This is a genomic window from Reichenbachiella sp. MALMAid0571, from assembly GCF_040151475.1.
Classification (GTDB): Bacteria; Bacteroidota; Bacteroidia; order Cytophagales; family Cyclobacteriaceae; genus CAXBNB01.
This window is the reverse complement of record NZ_JBDKWG010000107.1, coordinates 23825-46368: the sequence shown is the minus strand read 5'-3', so window position 1 is coordinate 46368 and position 22544 is coordinate 23825. Positions and strand designations below refer to the sequence as shown.

Genomic DNA, 22544 nt, shown 5'->3' with positions numbered 1-22544 from the left:
CTCTGGTCTGAACTTCTGAAACGAACAAATTCCTTTGGAATAATCAATTTCATTCTGGATAGAAAAACATCAGAGCACAATAGTCCGCCCTTCCTTTATGGATTGATCGGCTGCCAGCACAATTTGCAAACTACTCAAAGCATCCTGCATGTGATCCGTCAAATCCACATCCTGCTGTATGGATTTGAGAAAATACTGCTGTTCTCTTTTGCAAAGTTCGTTATGACCTGGTTCGTCTTGAAGATTGATAAATTGGTCAGGATAAACAAACTTGTTTTCTTTATCCAGGTCACTTTTATGCACTTTTAATTGCTGAGTCTGTGTATGCATGTCAATATTATCTGAAGCTACTCCTGTATGTTCGGCAACTATACTCACGCATCCTTTTGGGCCAACCACATCTTTGACAAAAAATGCCGTTTCGCTCATCATTGGCCCCCACCCTGCTTCATACCAACCAACGCTTCCGTCTGCAAATTTCACCTGCAACTGACCATAATTGTACATTTCCTTATCTATTTCTGAACTCAAGTTTACCCCAATAGCACTAACACTTACCGGAGTTGATTTTGTCATTTGGCACATAACGTCCACATAGTGCACACCACAGTCCACAATGGGTGACATGGATTGCATCAAACTCTTGTGCGTTTCCCACATTGCTCCCTTACTCTGCTGATTCAGGTTCATTCGCATCACCAGAGGCTTGCCCAAATCATGTGATAACTCCACAAACTTCACCCATGAAGGATGATGTCTCAATATATACCCTACCACAAGCTTTTTATTGGCTGACTTTGCTGCCTGCACAACATTAAAAGCACTCTCGTATGTCGGAGCTACAGGTTTTTCCAAGAAAACATGGCAACCTTTTTCAAATGCTTTCACTGCATATTCCTCATGCGTGTCAGGATAAGTAGAAATGCAAACAGCATTAGCATTCGAGTCTTGAAGTGCCTGATCGAAGGAATTATACAGCGGATATTTACCGCCTAATTTATCATTCAATGTCGCATTGCTATTTCCCCGGCTAACAATGCCGCAGATTTCAAAGTCGTCCAATTGATGATAGGCCAAGGCATGACTTGCCCCCATATTTCCACACCCAACAACTAATATTCTTATTTTACTCATCGTATTTTATGTATTGTACAAACTATTTTCTGATTGGAATAAAAAGCCAATCACTCTAAATTATTTGTTCTTTACGAGAAATAATAGACAATTCAGAAAGAAACCAGTAAGGTTTAAAAATTAATTGTCCAAAAGCTGAATAAAATCAGAAAGCCCATGCAAATGATCTACATGATCCGGTGCAGTGTTGCCAGCAAATGCTATGATGTGTAATCTTTCCTGATTGGTGTTGCCAACTTGCTGCATACCCAACGGACCTTCTTCCAATACTGAAGTTCTTTTTAATCCCAACTCATTGATCAGGTAGTCGGCACATTCGGTAGTGCTGGCATAAGTACCAGGAAATATGGATGAGTGCGTAAAAACAAACCTTTTGTTACCTGTAACAGCCTTTCTGGCAAATTGTAAAAAGGGCTGAAGCTTGTCTTCATTAAGTTTCCCTCCGTTGGAAAGTAGTTGTTTGTCAGGAATATAATCAGTGTGAAGCCCGTCAAGTAACAGCACTCCATCTATTTTTTCGAAAGACACTGGATTGCTCAACAAAGCACGAACGGCTCCATATCCGGCACTAAACGAAGTAATAAATCTTTTTTTTACTGAAAAACCATATTCTTTAAATAATACATGCTGAGCCTGGTTGAACATATCATCTACGACTTTTGGATCAAGAAGTGGTTTTTCGTATTTGGCCGAACCACTACCTAAATTAACAGTTGCTACCACATATTTCTTTTTCCCATCACAAGCGGCCCATTCAGTGACTTTCGAACTTCCATGAAAATGGAATACCAAAGCCACAGTGTCATTTTTAGTCAAGTGACCGGGAATATAAACTTCAATAGGCACTGAAAAAACATCCTCCAGTTTAAAACGAGTTCCTTCACATCCGAAACCATCAACTCTTTTATGAGCTCTGATATGTTCCTCCATCGGTGAAGGATTCTGACTCAGTTGTTTGTTCTTTTCCGAACATGCTACAAAACAAAAAATGAGTAACAACAATACGAGTTCTTTAGACATGTCTGATCTTTCTTAGAATTTATGATTTTAGTAAAGTTAGTTCAAGATTTCAAAGTACCGGAAATTGATACTTACAAAGAAAAAGTAATGGCGGTGATGCTGGGTTGAGTATTTGATTGAAAAAAATCACAAAACAAAAAGAGCCTCCTTTTCAGGAAGCTCTTGCTGTTCTACCATTTCGATTTAACCTTTCTTCCTCTTATTAATGGCCTCTAGGTATCTGTTCAGATGCATCTGATCATTTTCGTCGCTATCTCCATATTTTTTCCTCATTTCCACAAGCCTTTCATGCATACTTTCTCTTACCGCCTGATAGGCAGGATCATCATACACGTTTTTCATTTCAGACGGGTCCTTTTCCAGGTCATACATTTCCCACTCGTCTATGTCGTAATAAAAATGCATTAGTTTGTAGCGATCGGTTCTTACTCCATAGTGGCGCTTTACCATATGTACCGATGGATATTCGTAATAGGTGTAATAGATGGCATCTCTCCATTCTGAAGATTCTCCACTCACTATTTTCCTGAAAGATTCTCCCTGAATATCTTCCGGGATATTTGCTCCGGCATAATCTAAAAAAGTAGGTGCAAAATCTATATTCTGTATCAATTGATTGATTTGACCTCCGGGCTTAATCTCTTTAGGGTAACGCATTAATAATGGCGTACGAAGTGACTCTTCATACATAAAGCGTTTGTCAAACCATCCGTGCTCTCCAAGATAGAAGCCCTGATCAGATGTATAAACCACAATCGTGTTTTCGGTCAGTCCATTCTCATCCAAATAATCCAACACCTGCCCTACGCCATCATCCACGGACTGAATTGTTCTCAGATAATCTTTGATGTATCGATTGTATTTCCATTTTCCTAATTCTTTTCCTTCCAGTTTTGCTGCTTTCATAGCATCATTTTTAGGAGTATAGGCAGCCATCCATGCCGCAAGTTGTTTTTCATCAAACCTCTTAAGTTCTTTATCAAATCCGGTAGAATCCCCATTGGGATCGACAAGCATTTTAAAATCATGACCCCATTTGGCATGCCCATCCACTTGCATTTCCTGCTGGTGGGCTGCAGTACCTCTGCCTTCATAGTCATCAAAATAATTAGCCGGAGGATCAAAAGTTTTATCATCAAAAAGTGTCAGGTATTTCTCCTCTGGTTTCCAGTTACGGTGAGGAGCTTTTTGATGGTAGAGTAGAAGAAAGGGTTTCTCCTTGTCACGTTTTTTATCCAACCAATCCAAAGCCAGATCGGTCGTAATGGAGGTAACATATCCGGGAAATCTTTTTTTCACACCATTTTCAATAAAATCCGGGTTGTAATAATTTCCTTGACCAGGCAATACACTCGAATAATCAAAACCTAAGGGAAGTCCGTTCAAATGTATCTTTCCTATAAGAGCCGTTTGATATCCGGCTTGTTGCAACAGCTTCGCAAAATTGGGTTGCTCCCAATCAAATGGTTGCATGTTATCGACTTTCCCATTGACAAAGCTATGTTTACCCGTCAACATAGCCGCCCGGCTGGGGGCACAGATAGAGTTGGTCACAAATCCTTTATTGAAAATAGCTCCTTCTTTTGCAATCCTGTCAATATTGGGCGTATTGTTCAATCCATGTCCGTATGCACTCACTGCCTGAAAAGCATGATCATCGGACATGATGAATAGGATATTTGGAGGTTTTTCTTCGGTTGTGGTTTTAGTATTTGAATTACAGGAATACAAAATCAAAGCCAATGTTATAAAGCTGGTTAGTCTGAACGTATCGGAAAGTTGTTTCATTTTGCTAGTTTAATTTTTCTTTAAAAATAGCACTTAGTTTGCACAACTGCCAAATCCATTCAAATTGAAAGGAATAAGGATTGATTTCAATTACAATTGGCATAAAACACCCCTACTTTCCTGTTACAGAAAATAAGGGTGTCAGTAAATTGCAGTCAAAAAAGATTACTACAATCCCAATATTTTTTTATTCAACTCTTCGTCTGGTTTTCCACCAGCAAAATCATCAAATGCTTTTTCTGTTACATTAATGATGTGCTTCTTTATGAAAGGAGCCCCTTCTTCTGCTCCTTGCTGAGCACTTTTGATACAACACTCCCACTCCAGCACGGCCCAACCGTCGTATCCATATTGAGACAGTTTGGAGAAAATCCCTGCAAAATCCACTTGCCCATCTCCAAGTGATCTAAATCTTCCCGGTCGGTCCACCCAGTCAGAGAAGCTACCATACACTCCTGCTCTTCCTGTCGGATTAAATTCCGCATCCTTCACATGGAACATCTTGATAAACTCATGGTAAATGTCAATGTTCTGTAAGTAATCCAATTGTTGCAATACATAGTGACTTGGATCATATAGTATATTGGCTCTTTTGTGATTTCCGGTGGCTTCCAAAAAGCGCTCGAAAGTGATGCCGTCATGCAAGTCTTCACCGGGATGAAGTTCGTAACACACATCCACTCCATGTGTATCAAATTCATTCAATATTGGCAACCAACGTGCAGCCAGTTCTTTAAAGCCCATTTCTACCAGTCCGGCAGGACGCTGAGGCCATGGATAAACAGTATGCCACAGCAAAGCCCCGGAAAATGTAGCATGTACATCTATTCCAAAATTCCTACTAGCCTTAGCCGCCATTTTCAATTGATTCACCGCCCAGGCAGTTCTCGCTTTATCGTCACCTTTTACACTATCAGGAGCGAATCCATCGAACATCGCACTATAAGCAGGGTTAACAGCTACTAATTGCCCTTGTAAGTGTGTGGACAACTCCGTAATCTGCATTCCGGTATCTTCCACTATACCCTTAATCTCATCTACATAGGTTTGGCTTTCAGCAGCTTTTTGAAGATCAATTGCACGGGCATCCCATGTAGGGATTTGCACGCCTTTATATCCTAAATCTGCAGCCCATTTACAGATGCTTTTCAAATTGTTGAACGGTTCAGTGTCGTCCATGAATTGCGCCAAAAAAATGGCAGGTCCTTTTATAGTGTTCATACTGTTATTTAAATATTATACTTAAGATTCAATGTCATTAAAATCAGGAGATCATAAATTATTCCTTTCCTGAGTGGTCTAAACATCTCCAGAATTCGAATTTAAACGAATGAACAATTTAAAACAATTTTGACCTTTGCCAAAACCGGAAAAACAACAATTATAAAGTTGCCCAAAGAAGCTAGAAAGAAACAGGTATATGAATTTCAAACTTTACTGAAAGAATGTTGTCATTTCCCTTTTTACTTCCCCATGCTGAAATATTGTCCAGATAATCAGTCAGCGTATTTACAAAACCAGCCTGCATTCCCACAGAATATTGATTTGGTAAAGTATATAATACTCCGATTTGTGTTGGTAGCATCAAGGTGATGGTACCATAAGTTTCGCTGGATGACCGGGTAAACAATTGATCTACCAGACTGTTATTGAACTCATCCTGAGGGTTAAACCTTAACACTCCAATCCCTTGAGAAGCATATACTTTTATTTTTTCACAATTTATAAAATTGTAATGCAGCTCATAGTTTAACCCAACTACTTTTGTCGTGAAAAACCTATTAGGGCTAGGGGTAGGTAAACTACCGTCTCCATAACTATAATTAATGTTTTGTCCGGTAACAGAACCAATGGTTAGGACAAAATTTCCATTCATCTTTTTGAATCGATTAAATTTAATACCAACATGAAACACCATAGACCATTTCTCAAAACTGTCACTCAAATCTCCTTTATATGCAGATGGTTCTATCCCAAAAAACACCTCCTTTTTCTTACCCTGCTCATCCTGAGCCGATAGCCCATTTGGAAGCATTGAAGTAAAAAGAAAAATAAATACCAGAAAAAAAGATTGTTTCACCTTACAGCTATTATATAAAAATATCAGGAAAATTAATTGATTAATCCTATATAGCTGCCCAAGAAGCAGATAAATAATTGACTTTTAACTGAAACAACAAAATCAATAAAACATAAATTCCTCCTTAACAGGAAATAGCATACCTTATTTGTGTAAAATATTGTAATCCCTGGCATATATCATATAAGAAATAGTTCCAATAAGTTTATATATTACCAGTTCAACTAAAACTATACAACATGGATAAAGGCTCAACTATTTTCCTGGCCGTTTCACTTATAATCATCATGCTGGGAATGGGTTTATCATTGGTAGCAGATGATTTCAAAAGAATATTGATATACCCCAAAGCCGTACTTGTAGGCTTGACAAATCAAATCATCATTTTACCAATCATAGGGTTTGCTGTGGCTTCCATATTTCCACTCAAGCCTGAAATTGCTGTTGGCATAATGATACTGGCAGCCTGTCCCGGAGGCCCTACGTCTAATTTGATTACCCATTTAGCCAAAGGAGACATAGCATTGTCCGTCACGCTTACGGCCTTAAGTAGTCTTATCACGATCGTCACCATTCCGTTTATTGTCAATTTCGGTCTGACACATTTCCTTGAAAAAGGACAAGTTATTCAATTGGATGTTGTTCAAACGATTATCCAAATCATGGTGATAATACTGATTCCGGTATCAATAGGTATGATTATAAGGAGATACAAGGAAAGTTTTGCTTTAAGAATGGAAAAACCTGTGAGGATAGCATCCAGTATTGTAATTACACTGGTAATCATTGGGATACTTATCAAAGACAAAGACAATCTGGCTTTTTACTTCAGAGAAGCCGGAATAGCTACTTTTTTTCTCAATGTTGCTACCATGCTGGTCGGTTTCTATTCATCAAGATTGTTTCAAATTAAAAATGATAAAGCCATATCGATTTCCATAGAATCCGGCATTCAAAATGGAACTCTGGCGATTTCAATCGCTATAGTCTTGCTTGGAAATTCTGCTTTTGCAATAGCCCCTGCCATCTATAGTATCCTGATGTTTTTTACAGGAGGCGTAGCAATTTACTTTGGATCAAAAATAATAGATAAATCATGATTCCTGACGAATCAGAATGATACGCTTTCAATGTAAAACGAAAATGTAGTTTTAATAGGCCCTTACAGACACGCCTTTCATGTAATTGATAAATGCTTTGTTGACCACTCCATTCCCTCCGGGAGTAGGATAGTCACCTGTAAAGTACCAATCTCCCAGGTGATTAGGACAGGCTAAATGCAGGTTATTCACAGTCTGGAAAAGAACCTCCAGATCTGCCTTCATGTTTTTAGGTTTTACAATTTTTGTAATCATGGCAGAAACCTGATCGTAGGTGAACGGAGCATACAATTCCGTTACAAAATTCTCCTGATTGCGCTTGCCTTTATTGGCTACACATTTTTCCATCACCTCATCCAATAGATATTCCTGATCTGTTTCTTCCAGCAATTTCAATATCGCCCTAAAAGAAACAAAATCCTTCATCTTACTCATATCGATACCATAACAATCAGGGTATCTTATTTGAGGAGCAGATGAAACGATTACGATTTTCTTTGGCTCAAGCTTATCTAAAAGAGTCAAAATACTTTTCTCCAGCGTAGTACCCCGTACGATTGAGTCATCTATTATTACAAGATTATCTTTGCCTTTGTTGACCACTTCATAAGTAGTGTCATAGACGTTGGCTACCAGATCGTCTCTACCCGCATCCTGAGTAATAAACGTTCTCAACTTAGCATCCTTTATTACCAACTTTTCAATTCTTGGCCTGAAAGAAAGGATTTCCTCCAAATCATCCGGACTAGGCTTTTTGTCGATTACTATCTCTTTTCTTTTCTTTACCAGATAATCATCCATACCATCCATTAGCCCCAAAAAGGCAGTCTCTGCAGAGTTTGGAATATAAGAGAAAATGGTATTTCTCAAATCAAAATTAATGGCCTTCAGCACTTTCGGCACCAACAACCTTCCAAGTTTCTTTCTTTCCTTATAAATGTCCGGATCAGAACTTCTGGAAAAATATATACGCTCAAAACTGCACGACTTTTTAGGTAACGGCTTTAAAAATTTTTCAATTGTATAATCTCCTTTTTTATCAATGATCAACGCATGCCCGGGTTCAATCTCATTGATGTCGTTGTAATTGCAATTAAAAGCAGTCTTTATGGCTGGTTTTTCAGAAGCAACTACAATGATTTCTTCATCCGCATAATAGTAGGCAGGCCTGATACCAGCAGGATCTCTTGCTACAAACGAAGCACCAAATCCCAGCATTCCAGCCATAGTATAGCCGCCATCAAAATCTTTACAAGATCTGACTAGAATTTTTTTCAAAGAAATTTCATCTTCAATGATTTGAGTAATTTCCTTGTTTGTGTATTTGTCTTTATACTTTTGAAACAACGACTGATTTTCTTCATCGAGGAAATGGCCAATTTTTTCCATGACAGTTACCGTATCATTGATTTCTTTTGGATGCTGTCCTATATCTATCAAAAGATTGAATAGCTGATCCACATTAGTCATATTGAAGTTACCAGCCATTACCAGATTTCTACTCCGCCAATTGTTCTGGCGAAGGAAAGGATGGCAACTTTCGATACTGTTTACTCCATGTGTACCATAGCGCAAATGCCCCAACCAAACTTCTCCGGTAAATCCGTAATTCTTTTTAAGCCAGTCTTCATCATAGTACTTTTCCACTCCTTCTTTCTTGGCTTTGGCAAACTTTTTTCCCACTTTATCAAAAACCTTTTTGAGAGGATCAGGATCGATAGAACGATAGCGGCTGATGTAACGGTAACCAGGTTCCAAGCCCAGTTTTATATTTGCCACACCAACACCATCTTGCCCACGATTTTGCATCTTCTTCATCAAAAGAAGCAGCTTATTTGCCCCATACATGGGCGTGTCATACTTGTCAATATAATATTGGAGTGGTTTGCGAAGGCGGAGGTGGGCTATACCACACTCGTGTTTTATGGAGTCACTCATGGTAGAATCGAAAATACAAAGCTATACTTATTTGTCAAATCAAACAATAAGTCCGCTTTAAAGAATAGCACCAAAATCAAAAAAGAAATCAGAGCCAATACAATTTTATTCTTCAAAGTTATATTTGGAACACTTTGTTTAATTTGTGTTTTGAAAATACTCATATAAGGAATTTTCAAATAGTAAAACAATGCAATTACTGTATTGATCAGTCCAAATATGAACAACCATAACAAAAAACTTAGCTGACTAGTTTCATAAGTACTCCATAACGCAGAAAATAATAAGAACTTCGCTGAAAAACCTCCTGTAGGAGGAAGTCCCGTAAGTGAAATCATAAACACAACCATAGAAATGCCCACAACAGGAATAATTTTACCAACACCTCTATAATCGGTGATTTGATAAAGATCGTTTTTTTCCATACAGGCTATGAGGTAAAAAACACCCAGATTCATCAAGGAGTAAACCACCGAATAAAAAATCACACTTTGCAAACCAAATTCACTTTGCACAATTACGCCAATTACCAAAAATCCGGCATGTGCAATGGATGAATATGCCATCATACGCTTGGCATTATTTTGCCAGATGGCACCCAGATTACCGATAAACATAGAGATCACAGCCAACCAGCTTATAATCTGTACCACCATGATTTGAACAGAATCGTCGGAAATGAATGACACTGTCCTGAATAAAAACACCAATGCCGCCAGTTTTGGAATAACAGAAAACACAGCAACAACGGACACAGGTGCTGCTTCATACACATCTGGAGTCCAGATATGCATTGGTACAAGCGAAAGCTTAAATAACACCCCAACTACCAATAAAAATACAGCTATCAAATGAAGTTGACCGTCCATTTGCCCTGAAAGGATCACAAGCAAGTCCAACGAGCCAGATAATCCATAGAGCAATGACATACCATAAAGCATGACACCACTTGCCAGTGCTCCAAAGAGTAAATATTTTATTCCTGCTTCAAAACCTTTTTTATTAAACCCGATGCTTGTAAGAATGTATGATGATATCGAGATCAGCTCCAATGCCAGATAGAAAATCAAAAGGTTTTTTGACTTTACCATCAAAAAAGCTCCCAGCACCAAACAAAAAATCAGGAAATGATATTCTCCCATCTTTCGCAATTCCCATTTTTGAGAAGGAAAAATCATTGAAATGAGAAAGGTAAATAGAAATATTACCTGAAAAGTAAACGACAACTCATCAGCAATTAAAACACTTCCAAAAAGCAATCCAGAGCTTTCAACTATAAAAAGTGAACCAAAAGCAAGAGCAATAAAAACAACACTCAAACCGGTTTTCAGCTTCCAGGTATCCTTTTTTAAAACAAGTTCTAATATGAGAATGACCAGTGCTCCTGACACCAAACACAATTCAGGCAGTAGGTGAGCCACACCACCAAAGACTTCATTTAGTTTTTCTGTTAACACCTGATTAGTCACACCCATTTACTTCGTATTTTCTAAAATCAGTGTCATATTTTGTTTTCCTTGTTCTTGTACAAATTCCACAAAACTCATAATTGTCTCATTTGACAGATCGAGGATCAAGCCCGGAAAAATTCCAAAAGCAAATATCATTACCACAAGTGGCACAAACATGATGTACTCCCGGGTAGTAAGGTCGGGAAGTGTCCACTCTTCATTTTTGATCCAGTACTTTCCAAAAAACATTCTCTGAAGTGTCCAGAGAAAATAGGCTGCACCCAGAACCAATCCCAGCACTCCCACAATGGGCATAAAAATAGCGATTACTTCTGACGACATAGCACCATCAAATGCTCCTGCAAGCACCAAAAATTCAGCTATAAATCCACTGAATCCGGGTAATCCCAAAGACGCAAAAAATGTAATCAATACAATGACAGTAAAATATGGCATGGCTGCTGCCAGTCCACTGTAATTTGAAATTTCTCTATCTTTTGTTCTGTCATAGATCACCCCTGTGATCAAAAACAATGCTACTGAAATCAGACCATGACTAAACATTTGGAAAATAGAACCGGAAATACTTTGTGTTGTAATAGCTGCCAAACCCAGCATCACAAAGCCCATGTGTGAGACGGAAGAATAAGCAATCAACCGCTTCAAATCTGACTGTGCCATGGCAACCAATGCGCCGTAGATTATAGCAATAATTCCAAATAAACCAATCCACCAACCAAAGTAATACGCTCCTTCCGGAAAAATGCTGTAGGCAATTCTGTAAAAACCATATCCACCTATTTTCAATAATATACCTGCCAACACTACTGATATCGGCGTAGGAGCCTCCACATGAGCATCCGGCAACCAGGTGTGAATAGGAACTGCAGGCAGCTTGATCGCAAAGCCAATCAAAACGAATAGGAAAGCCCATAACCTGTAGGAAAGTCCTAAAAGAGTGTCAGAACTTGATATAGAGAGCACAGAATCAGGTATAAAATTGGCATTGTCCATCATCAGCATCAGGTCAAATGAATGGATGTCAATTTCGGGATCGGGGGTAATGACAGAAATACTCAGTGCTATCATTACGATCAATATAAATATCGACCCAACCAATGTATATAGGTAAAACTTGATCGAAGCATATTCTCTTCTTACACCTCCCCACAAGCCAATTAAGAAGTACATTGGTAACAACATGAATTCGAAAAACAAGAAGAATAAAAAGAAATCCAATGCCAGAAAACAACCAAATACACTGGCTGTTAAGATAAGGTACAAGGAAAAGTACCCTTTGAGATTTTCTTTAATATTCCAGGATGATATTACTCCGATGAGTAACACAATAGCGGAAAGCAATACCATAGATATACTCAGCCCATCCACGCCCAAATAGTATTGGATGGAAATGGCAGATGTGGAACCAATACTCAAATTGATCCAATCCATTTTCTCCACAAATTGAAGGCTTTCATTGCCAATTCCTGCTTGAGATGCGTCAAACCCTGAAAGTAAAATCAAAGTAAGGATCAATTCGACCACCAATGTCCCTAGGGTAATCCACTTGTATAATCCCGAACTGGTTTCAGGGATAAATAATAGTACAACCCCAGCTATAAGGGGTATGAAAATAAGCAACGACAATAAATGATTTTCTATCATTTTCTTAACTTATGATTTTAAAACAATACTATTAGTACCAGTACAATTCCAAGAACGGCCCACACAAAATACATCTGGATTCTTCCATTCTGAAAACTCCTGGCTACATTCCCTAAATTACCTGAAATGACCGTAATCAACTTGATCACACCATCCACCATATATTTATCAAACCAACCTAAAATTTGAGAAACTACTACATTCAACACTCCAATTCCATTGACCAGACCGTCCACATATTTTCTATCAAAATGACTCACATACATGCGTAACTTCATAACAGGTTGCACTATCAAAATACTATGCACGCCATCCAAATACCAGTTACTTGCAGAAAGCCCTCCAAGTAGCTCATGTATTTTATTTAGAAAATGCTGAGCCTTCTTTTTATAAAAAAGCAAATAAGATACAAACAGACCTAAAATCGCCAAACTGGAAGACACCATCCCAAGAATCACAGGGTTGATAAGATGCTCACTTCCAACACTGCCTTTGTACCTCAAAATTTCTAAAAGAAATGTATCAGCATGAAATGGGCTGAGGGAATACACAAACCAAAAAGAAAGAGAAGCAAGCAATAATATCGGAATAGCCACATACCAAGATTCCTTTTGCTTGCGAGCAGTCCATTTAGGCTTTCCAAAAAACACAAGAAAATATTGCCTCCCCATGTAAGCGGCTGTCATAAACACACTAATAAAAGCGAAAAGAGGGACAAGAACTTTCCAACCGATTCCACCCATTGAACTGTAAGTAATCCACTCCAACACACCACTTAATATGGCTTCTTTGGAAAAGTACCCTGAAAAGAAGGGCAGTCCACACAATGCCAACATAGAAATAGTGTAGGCAATGAATGTAAATGGAATATATTTTCTCAATCCTCCCATTTTATACATGTTCTGAGGATCATTTTCATGATGCAAGTAATGGATCACACTGCCCGCACAAAGGAATAAACTGGCCTTAAAAAATGCATGAGTGACCAGATGAAAAAATGCCGCATCAGGTGATCCCACTCCGATACTCATAACCATATAGCCCAACTGAGATACAGTGGAAAAAGCCAATACTTTTTTAATGTCATTTTGAGAAAAAGCTGCAAATGCTCCCATAAAAGCCGTAAGGGCACCTATTATGGCTATAACATCCAATACAGGTATGCTCAGTAGTGGGAAAACACGAACAAGCATAAATACGCCTGCTGCCACCATGGTAGCAGCATGGATAAGTGCTGAGACAGGCGTAGGCCCTGCCATAGCATCGGGCAGCCATGTCTGTAGTGGAAATTGCGCTGATTTACCCATTGCTCCCAAAAACAAACCCAATCCCATCACCATCAACCATCCTTTGGATATGCCTATAGAAGCATCCGGCTTTCCGAATTCGGAAAATTCATTCCACAAATAAGGCAGTTCGAATGAATGGAAAAATACAAAAACAACAAAAAGTCCTATGAGGAAACCTGCATCTCCCACCCTGTTGACAATAAATGCCTTGAATGAGGCCTTGGGTGGTTCTTCATTTTGAAACCAAAAACCAATCAAAAGATAGGAAGAGAAACCCACCAATTCCCAAAACACAAAAGTAAGGAACAGATTGGAGGATAAAACAATCCCATACATAGAGAATGCAAAAAGCCCTAAAAAGGAAAAATACCTGCCTTTAGCTTCATCATGTTTCATGTATTCCAACGAAAATACATTCACCAACAAAGCAATAAGTGACACCACTCCAATCATCACAAGCGATAGCTTATCGAGCAGGATACCTACATTGTAAGTGAATTTTCCAACCGTAAACCAAGGCATGGAATAATAAAGTGCACTTCCATAATGAGATATGATCACCTCCACTGCCACGAAGAATACAGCCGCTGAAACCACAGTAGAAAACAATGCAGCAAAGTCTTTATTTTTCAAAAAAACAGCTACCAAAAATGCCAATAGTGGAAGCATCGGTATCAGGAACACCAGCCACATCTGATCTATATGAACGGTTTCAATAACTATCATCCATTCAGTTGGTTTACTTCATCCAGATCAGAGGTACTGTAATGCTGGTACACTTTATAAATAATGGCAAGTGCTACTGCCGATTCTGCTACTGCCACTACTATGACAAACAGAGAAAACATTTGCCCAGACAGGTTTGGGTCATTTTGAGAAAATGCCACAAAGTTTATATTGGCAGCATTCAAAATCAGTTCTATCCCAACCAGCACCATCATGGCATTTTGCTTGACAATGGCAATCAACAATCCTAAAATGAAGAGTGCGGCACTAAAGAGCAGATAATGTTCGATTGGTATCATATCACTCTTCAGGTTTTAGTTTATTTCCAACAATAAAAGCTGCCCCTACCAAAGCAACCAACAACAACACTGCTGTCACTTCCAAAGCAAGTATCTGATTGGTCATAAGATTGATTCCAATAACCTGGGTATTGGAAAACCCGGAAGTTATATCTCCGGGAATTTCAGTCTTTGGGTTGAACTGATGAAAATTGGCATCTCCTGTAATAGAAGTGACCAGTATATAAAATAACAATCCCCCAACCAATACAGCAGGCAAAAATCTTTTATGATTAACACTCAATGCCTGCCCTTCTATCCTATTGGTAAGCATGATACCAAACATGAGCAGGATCAATATTCCTCCCACATAAACGAGTACCTGGGTTACCGCTACAAACTCTGCGTTGCTGATCATATAAATCCCTGCTACTCCTAAGAAAACCACAACAAGAAGAAATATCGATCTTACAATGTTTTTAGAAAACAAAATCATAAGTCCCGAGGAAATGGACATTCCGGCCAAAAAATAAAATGCAATTGCATTAAGGCTTATTTCGGTTATACTATCCACTCTTATTTTTTCGGTTTTATTTTCGGCCTGAAAACAGGTTTCTTCGTTTTTGGTATTTCTTCTTTCCTTTCACCTTCTGCTTCTGATTTCAGGTCATTGGGTTCCTCCAACGGTTTCTCTTTCACTTTTATCTTTGGCCTGAACACAGGTTTCTGCTTTATCGGCTCACTTTCTACCTTAGACTCCTGAGTTTCAGAATCCATACTTTTAGCTTTTATTTTAGGCCTGAATACAGGTTTTACTGGTTTCGTGCTTTCTTCTACTTTTATGCCTTTGTCTTCAGCAGTCTCCGTCTTAGCTTTTACTTTAGGCTTGAATACAGGCTTTTTCGCTACGTCATCACTTCCAACATTTTTTACTTTTGGTTTAAATACTGTTTTTTTCTTTTCTTCAGTTTCCAATTCCGAAGCAGTTGCCACTACTGGTTTAGCTTCTTTTTCCTTTTGCTTGGCTGCATTATGTTTTTCAAGCTCTTCTTTCTTTTCTGCAACCTCCTCTTCAGACATATTCCCAAAAACGAAATTGTGCTCAGTCAGATCAAATACACTAAAGTCATACTCTTTGGTCATAGTCAGGCATTCGGTAGGACATACAGTGGTGCAAAGCCCGCAAAAGCAGCATTTCGCCATGTCAATATCAAACTTCGCTGCATAAATCCTTTTTGGAGTGCCATCAGAGGTTTTTCCTATTTCTTCCAAGGCCTTTACAGGCTCTATGTCAATACAATTGACTGGACAAACTTTCGCACATTTGTCGCAAACTATGCAATCGTCAATTTCATTGTGCAACTGATAACGGCCATTATCTGGAACCGGCAATTCTTCAAATGGATATTGAAGCGTAACTATACCTTCCTTTTTCTCAAAATAGTTGTCATCTTTTATACCGATAGGATCTCTCATGGTTCTCGCCTGAAAGAAATGACGCATAGTCAGCTTAAACCCTTGAGAAAAGGTATAAATTGTGTCTTTTATATTTGATAAATATGTTCTCAAAATCTTTAATTCAAATCACCCACAATCTCCAAACTCCGGCTACAAAAACCATCAACAGGCCAATGGGAGTTAAATACTTCCAACTAATAGCCATCATCTGATCCACCCGAACCCTGGGCAATGTCCACCTCACCCACATTTGCACAAAAATCAGCACGAGTGATTTAGAGATCAACCAAAAGATGCCCCATGCCTGACCAGCCAATGTGCCCGGTTGCCCGGATGTCCATTCGGCTAAAGGTAATCCTGCTATATTAGGAAAAATGGTATTCCAACTACCAAAAAACAAGACTACTGCCAATATAGATACCAACAACATGATGCCATACTCTGACAACATAATTACCGCCCATCTAAAACCGGAATATTCTGTATGAAATCCTCCAATCAGTTCAGACTCAGCTTCTGGCAAGTCAAAAGGTGTACGATTAGACTCAGCTAAAGATGCTACAAAAAATATAACAAAAACAATAATCAAAAAAGGGTGTCTGAAAATATTCCAACTAAGCATTCCACCCATTGAAGTTATAGTTCCATTCTCCACCAAATCTCCACTATTGAATATTCCCTGCTGATAAGATATCTCTTGCAAATCCAGTGTTTGAGATACCATAATAACACAGAGAACGGCCAGTCCAAGAGGGATTTCATAAGACACGATTTGCGCTACTGATCGTAGTGATCCGAACAATGAATATTTATTATTTGACCCCCAGCCTGCCATCAATATACCTACTACATCCAACGACACCACCCCAAGCAGAAAATATATCCCTGTCTCAGCGGTTGATCCTCGCAAATCAGAAGTCAAAGGCAACACAGCAAACCCCGCAAATACTGAAGCAAAAATTATAAAAGGAGCTAAAAGGAAGAGCTTTTTATCGACTGCATAGGGTTTAATGTCTTCTTTTTGAAGCATCTTAAGCACATCAGCTACAGTTTGAAGAATACCATATTTCCCTACTACCATTGGCCCAAGTCTGTCCTGCATAAATGCGCTTATTTTTCGCTCAGCATACACGGCCAACACAACGAACAAGAATAAAAATGGCAAATAAAAAAGAAATGCAATCATTGGCTCTGTTTCCAGACGATAATTATAAAATCAAAGATAGAACGATAAACTATAAAATGTGGGAGCTATGATTAATTTGTACTTGAAAAAAAACAGAATATCCCAGTGGAATCAAATAAGGCAAAATAATGACCCAATCAATTTGTCAGTACCAAATCATTTTTCACACCGACATCCAATTTGGCGGGGGCATTGAGAATAAAAGTATTTCCTTTAATACCTACAGTAGTATCCAACTCCACTTCCCCTTTGATTAAATTGGCTCTGGAATGGATGTTCTTCCAGCCATTTCCTTTGCCAGACTCCAGAGCAGATTTGTCAAACCCTGTCCCATTGTCTTCTATTAATAAAGTAATTTCATCCTCATCCTTGGTAATTTGTAATTCAATTTTTGAGGCATTCGAATATTTGATAATGTTGTTGATCCATTCCTGAGAAATTCTGTAAATAGATATTTCCTGAATTTCAGTGAGCCTTTCTTCCATATCAAATAAAGAAACTTCCACTATGATCTCACCGCTCTCATTGATTCGATTGGCAAATTCTTTTAATGCTTCTCCTACACCAGCCGCAAGTAAAGTTTGAGGCATGAGGTTAAAACAAATATTTTTAAGCTCCACATACATGTCATTTAGAATAGAGGTGGATTGTCGGAAGATGCCTGATCTCTTTTCAATATTGGTGGACTGAGTAGTCTCCAACCCTTTAATATTCAACATAAGAGATGAAATCATTTGCCCAAATCCATCATGAAGATCTTTGGCAAAACGATTCCTTTCATCTTCCTGCCCTTTTACTATTGCTTCCATCATTATCTCCTGATTGCTCTGCACCTGCTTGTAGAGATTTTCACGCTCACGGTACACAGATAATGTGACCTGAGCCATCAATATCATAAAAGCAATGGTTTCAAATACCGACCCCATCAACACCAGATTAAATCCATCCAAACCTTTGTCTGCAACGCCAAATAATGGAAGTATGACATTGCTAAAAGCCAAAGTAAGGTAAATAAGGTAAACAACGAACAACGTTAAGGCACGATCCATCTTTTTAACAGATGCAATACAAAGTGTAATCAGCAAATACAGAAAAAGCAAAGCCGTAAGTGACACCATCGTATTGATAAACAAATTGGTGAAAAAGAAGCTAAACTTAAAATATGGCATACTATAAAGCACAGCAATACAAATAGCCAAATAGCCCATCGCTTTCATCCCATGCCATGCCCTTCTACTTATTTCAGAAATAGGCACAATACTGTTCAAAAATCTGGGCATAAAGTTGATCATAATCACTGCTCCTACCTGATAGTAGTTGGTGACTATTTGATAGGGGTCAGAATCAATAAACAAGAAAAGTATTCCAAGGTTGGCAGTACCAATCATCCCGGTAGAGATGCCAAACATGATATAGTACAAGAATATATCCTGTCTGATACTGACATACATGAACAATGCAAGCATAAGGGATAAAACCAATATCCCAATCCATAAAAAACTAAAAGACAGGTTTTTATCTTTGAGCCGGGTGGCTGTATCAAATCCCATTAGAAAAAGAGGTGCGTTCATCGAAGACAATGGGTCAAATATTCTAATCAATACCTTCACTACGCCTTTAGCAGGAAGATGCAACCTAACAGGGAAGCATGGATCGTTGTAAAGTTTTGATTTAGCAGACCTTGCCAGACCGGTAGCCACAAGCTCCTCCTGTAGTACTCCATTTTCAACAAAATAAAAATCAAGAATATGACTGATAGGATTGTTGAGATACAATACTTTGTCAAAAGCAATTTCAGATTCGTTCTCAAATTGAACCATTACCCATTCCGAATGCTCAGAATATCCGGTTAACGGTTTCTTCTTCCATAAGGCATCAGGCATTGCTGCAATCTGAACTACCGTCATTGTGTCTGTTTTATCAGAATATAGGTAGGTTTTGCCTTTTATATCCAGCAACTCCAGGTCTTCTCGAATCTTAATGTTATCAAGTGCCATACCCTGAATGGTAATGGCAAACATCATAAAGCAGAAAATAATCCTCATAGAACTTAATCCAGATAATACACTGTAAAGTAATAAAAGCTCCTAACAACCAAAAGTTTATGACTTTCAAACCTTCCTTTTTCTATATTGATTTTTCTACCCTAAAATTGTTTTCATTAAATCAAAAATCACTACGAGAACATACCATTCCATAAAAAATTCGTTTAACTTGAATTAAGCCTATTCCAAAAACCATTGCTGACTCATTATCAAATATTAGACATCTCTGAAGATGCAACTGCCAGCGAAATAAAAGCCGCCTACAAAAGGCAGGCTTTGAAATTTCATCCAGACAGAAATCAGGGTGATCCTGTGATGGAAGAATTATTCAAGGAATTGAATGCTGCGCATCAGGTACTCTCCAATCCCTATACCCGATACCGATATGATATGACACTTAAATATGGTTCTTTTGAGCTTCCCCCCAAGCCAACAAGTCCACCACCTCCGCATTACTATAGAAGACCAAGGGATCCGATTTTCAAGAGGCCTTCCTTAACTTCCAAAGAAAATTTAAAAGGTACTTTATACGCATTTTTGTTTGCGTTTGTAGTAGGTGTACTCATCAAAATCGGCATCTGGGCTACTGAATATTACAAGGCGGTTGAAAAAGAAAAAATGCTGACAGAGCGCAGATACACGTTTGCAAATGCTCAAAATGCATACAAAAACGGAGAGTTGAAGGAGAGCCTTTTGATGATCGATGGAATGGGAATGTTTTTTGAATCGGAAAGAGACATGAGTGAATACAAAGACATGCTCTTAAGCAATATTCTGATTCGTGCAAACAAGTGCATGGAAGAAAAAAGATATAGCCGAGCCATTGCGCTTTATAATATCCTCAACGACTTTCCTATAGGCAATACTTTGAATATCATGCTCAATAAAGCAGAAGCCAACAAACAATTGCAAAACTACCAACAAGCCATTCAGATTTATCAACAGCTCTATATGGCAGGATATAATACTACTTCATTTTACGTTGAAATGGGGGATCTATATGAAATGGGGTTTAAAGATTTTGAGTCAGCACTCAATTATTACCAGCAAGCAAGCAATATGGCAACAGCAGAATATGAAGCCAATTATGGTAAAGCTTACCCTATACTTATCAACGCTGAAATGATTCCTAAATATCATTTTGAGCTATTTATGAAACTTGCCAATGCGTATTACATGACTGGAAACTATGAAAAATCTCTCAAATCAACAGAATGGACAAAGGAAATATGGCCAGATAGCACCATGAATTACATCATCAGTGGCAAGTGTCACCTTGCTATGAACAAAGAAAATTTTGCCTGTGCAGATTTCAAAATTGCCAGAAAACTTGACCCGGTATTTGATAGTCCGTTAGTTTGCGCCAAATAAACCTCATTATCAGGAATACTTATGATTCATTTCCGCTTGCCAATTCATATTAAAATGGCAGCCCTTTCCATAAAAAAAATTAGCATACTGACTGTAGCTCTGTGTTTTTTCTTTTCTTTTCGATCTATTGCCCAACCAAGTTACGAGGTATTTATTGATCTCAATAAAGTAGTGGATGACAAGGTAAAAGTAACTATAGAAGTCCCTGAAATCTCAGAAGAACGAATAGAATACCATATTCCCAAGATTGTCCCCGGTACTTATTCGGTATATGATTTTGGAAGGTTTATCAGTAACTTTCTGGCCATTGATTCTAATGGAAATCAGCTCAAAACAGATAGCATCTCCCCCAACCGACGACTGATATACAATGCAAACAAATTGCATAAAATTTCATACTGGGTGGAAGATACCTACGACAGTAAAAAGAACAATTTTATATTTGAACCAGCCGGATCCAATATTGAAGAAGGAAAAAATTTCATCATCAACACCTATGCTTTTATAGGATATTTGGACAACTACAAAAACCTGCCTTACAACGTTCATATAAAACACCCCGGTGATCTCTTTGGGTCAACTGCACTTCCTAAAACCATCGCATCAGACTCGATAGACATATTCACCACTAACAATTACTTCGATCTGGCCGATGGCCCTATTATGTACTGCGTTCCGGATACCACAACTTTTGAAATGGGTGGAGCGAAAATCCTCGTTTCGGTTTATTCTCCAAACAAAATTGCCACTTCGGGAATTACCACCGGATATATAAAGGAAACTCTGGAAGCACAAAAAGACTACTTAGGTGGAAAGCTTCCTATAGATCGGTATGCTTTCCTGATATATCATTTCTCTGGTGTTTTTAGCGGATCACTTGCCCTTGGTGCTTTAGAGCACTCCTATTCCTCGCTCTACAGCCTTCCCGAATTGCATCCTATTTTGATTTCGCAAACGATCAAGGATTTTACAGCACATGAGTTTTTTCACATAGTCACACCCTTAAATATTCATTCTGAGGAAATTGGAAACTTCGATTTCATACAACCCAAAATGTCTAAGCATCTATGGCTTTACGAAGGAGTAACGGAATATGCAGCGGGTCTTGCACAAGTCAAATATGGAAAAATGGATGCCAGGCAATACCTGGAAGTATTATTGGAAAAAATAAAATCTGCTACCCGATATGATCAGGAATTGCCATTCACCGAACTGAGCAAAAAATGCCTGCATGAATATAAATTTCAATATGGAAATGTCTATCAAAAAGGTGCCCTTATCGGACTTTGTCTGGACATCAGACTGAGAGAATTGTCTAATGGAAAATACGGCATTCAAGACATGATGCAAGATCTGTCGAAAAAGTTCGGCAAGGAAAATTCTTTCAGGGATGATGAACTTTTTGACATTATTACAGAACTGACTTTTCCCGAAATCCGAGATTTTTTCACACAATATGTAGAAGGAAGTTCACCACTCCCATTGGAATCCATGCTAGAAAAAGTCGGGGTAATTTACACTTCTAGAGAGATTAAAAAAGAAGTGTCTTTGGGTGGAATTAACTTTTATTCAAATACTGACAATGGCTCTGTTATAATAACCGATACAAGTAATCTCAACAGGTTTGGTAAAGAACTGGGATATCAGTCAGGTGATATTATTCACAAATTTGACGGAGTGAAACTCAATTCAGGCAATTTCATCAACACATTTGACCACTTCAAACAAACACACAAAAACGGTGATAAAATAAAGGTAATAGTAATACGCCTAAACCAAAAAGGCAAGCTCAAAAAAGTAAGGCTTAAAGGGCACGTAATAGAAAAAGACACACATACCAAACTCGATATTAAACCAAACCCTGCTCCTACCAAAAAGCAAAAAACAATGAGAAAATCATGGATCAACAAGTGATCAAAAATAATTAAAATAAAGTTCGGTAAAGTGTTTGATAATAAATCTATTTAATAGAAATTATCCTCCAATTTAAAAGGTCGTAGTAAAAAGCCTTTACT

General features: G+C 38.3%; 17 protein-coding genes. 3 read left to right on the top strand and 14 right to left on the bottom strand.

Features of this window, described 5'->3' with window-relative positions; genetic code table 11:
* Nucleotides 1-69: 69 nt before the first annotated feature.
* The 5 genes from AAOP42_RS05670 to AAOP42_RS05650 all read right to left on the bottom strand — a co-directional run bounded on the left by AAOP42_RS05670 (nt 70) and on the right by AAOP42_RS05650 (nt 6022).
* On the bottom strand, nt 70-1134 hold the full coding sequence (locus tag AAOP42_RS05670; protein ID WP_349527497.1) for a Gfo/Idh/MocA family protein: 1065 nt from the start codon (nt 1132-1134) through the stop codon (nt 70-72).
* Between the two features lie 120 nt (nt 1135-1254).
* Entirely contained in the window at nt 1255-2154 is a 900-nt protein-coding gene (locus AAOP42_RS05665) for a hypothetical protein (protein WP_349527496.1), read from the bottom strand.
* Nucleotides 2155-2337: 183 nt separating this feature from the next.
* On the bottom strand, nt 2338-3942 hold the full coding sequence (locus AAOP42_RS05660; RefSeq protein WP_349527495.1) for a sulfatase family protein: 1605 nt from the start codon (nt 3940-3942) through the stop codon (nt 2338-2340).
* A gap of 168 nt (nt 3943-4110) precedes the next feature.
* Complete coding sequence (locus AAOP42_RS05655; protein WP_349527494.1) at nt 4111-5163, bottom strand: sugar phosphate isomerase/epimerase family protein; 1053 nt, start codon at nt 5161-5163, stop codon at nt 4111-4113.
* Nucleotides 5164-5344: 181 nt separating this feature from the next.
* Nucleotides 5345-6022 carry a hypothetical protein gene (locus tag AAOP42_RS05650; RefSeq protein ID WP_349527493.1) on the bottom strand — a complete coding sequence of 226 codons (678 nt, stop codon included), beginning with the start codon at nt 6020-6022 and terminating at the stop codon, nt 5345-5347.
* 239 nt (nt 6023-6261) lie between these two features.
* Between AAOP42_RS05650 and AAOP42_RS05645 the strand changes: the two genes are divergently transcribed.
* Nucleotides 6262-7122 (top strand): bile acid:sodium symporter family protein, encoded by an 861-nt coding sequence (locus AAOP42_RS05645; protein WP_349527492.1) that lies wholly within the window; start codon nt 6262-6264, stop codon nt 7120-7122.
* A gap of 51 nt (nt 7123-7173) precedes the next feature.
* Here AAOP42_RS05645 and AAOP42_RS05640 read toward each other — a convergent pair whose 3' ends face one another.
* The 9 genes from AAOP42_RS05640 to AAOP42_RS05600 form a co-directional block, all read right to left on the bottom strand.
* On the bottom strand, nt 7174-9060 hold the full coding sequence (locus AAOP42_RS05640; RefSeq protein ID WP_349527491.1) for an amidophosphoribosyltransferase: 1887 nt from the start codon (nt 9058-9060) through the stop codon (nt 7174-7176).
* Nucleotides 9057-10535 (bottom strand): NADH-quinone oxidoreductase subunit N, encoded by a 1479-nt coding sequence (locus AAOP42_RS05635; RefSeq protein WP_349527490.1) that lies wholly within the window; start codon nt 10533-10535, stop codon nt 9057-9059. Before AAOP42_RS05635 ends, AAOP42_RS05640 begins: the two co-directional genes overlap by 4 nt.
* A complete protein-coding gene (locus AAOP42_RS05630; RefSeq protein WP_349527489.1) occupies nt 10536-12176 on the bottom strand; it encodes a complex I subunit 4 family protein in 1641 nt (546 codons plus the stop codon).
* A gap of 17 nt (nt 12177-12193) precedes the next feature.
* Entirely contained in the window at nt 12194-14191 is a 1998-nt protein-coding gene (gene nuoL / locus AAOP42_RS05625) for an NADH-quinone oxidoreductase subunit L (protein ID WP_349527488.1), read from the bottom strand.
* The gene (gene nuoK / locus AAOP42_RS05620) at nt 14188-14490 is read right to left on the bottom strand and encodes an NADH-quinone oxidoreductase subunit NuoK (RefSeq protein ID WP_349527487.1); all 303 of its coding nucleotides are present in this window, start codon (nt 14488-14490) and stop codon (nt 14188-14190) included. The genes nuoL and nuoK overlap by 4 nt, the downstream gene beginning before the upstream one ends.
* A 1-nt stretch (nt 14491) precedes the next feature.
* Nucleotides 14492-15043 (bottom strand): NADH-quinone oxidoreductase subunit J family protein, encoded by a 552-nt coding sequence (locus AAOP42_RS05615; RefSeq protein WP_349527486.1) that lies wholly within the window; start codon nt 15041-15043, stop codon nt 14492-14494.
* 2 nt (nt 15044-15045) lie between these two features.
* Nucleotides 15046-16038, bottom strand: coding sequence for a 4Fe-4S dicluster domain-containing protein (locus tag AAOP42_RS05610; RefSeq protein ID WP_349527485.1), 993 nt, complete (start codon nt 16036-16038; stop codon nt 15046-15048).
* A gap of 10 nt (nt 16039-16048) precedes the next feature.
* Nucleotides 16049-17113 carry a complex I subunit 1/NuoH family protein gene (locus AAOP42_RS05605; RefSeq protein ID WP_349527484.1) on the bottom strand — a complete coding sequence of 355 codons (1065 nt, stop codon included), beginning with the start codon at nt 17111-17113 and terminating at the stop codon, nt 16049-16051.
* A 137-nt stretch (nt 17114-17250) separates the two neighbouring features.
* Nucleotides 17251-19158, bottom strand: coding sequence for a sensor histidine kinase (locus AAOP42_RS05600; RefSeq protein WP_349527483.1), 1908 nt, complete (start codon nt 19156-19158; stop codon nt 17251-17253).
* Nucleotides 19159-19353: 195 nt separating this feature from the next.
* Here AAOP42_RS05600 and AAOP42_RS05595 point away from each other — a divergent pair, with 195 nt between their 5' ends.
* On the top strand, nt 19354-20529 hold the full coding sequence (locus AAOP42_RS05595) for a J domain-containing protein (protein WP_349527482.1): 1176 nt from the start codon (nt 19354-19356) through the stop codon (nt 20527-20529).
* Between the two features lie 54 nt (nt 20530-20583).
* Entirely contained in the window at nt 20584-22443 is a 1860-nt protein-coding gene (locus AAOP42_RS05590; RefSeq protein WP_349527481.1) for a M61 family metallopeptidase, read from the top strand.
* Nucleotides 22444-22544: the final 101 nt, after the last annotated feature.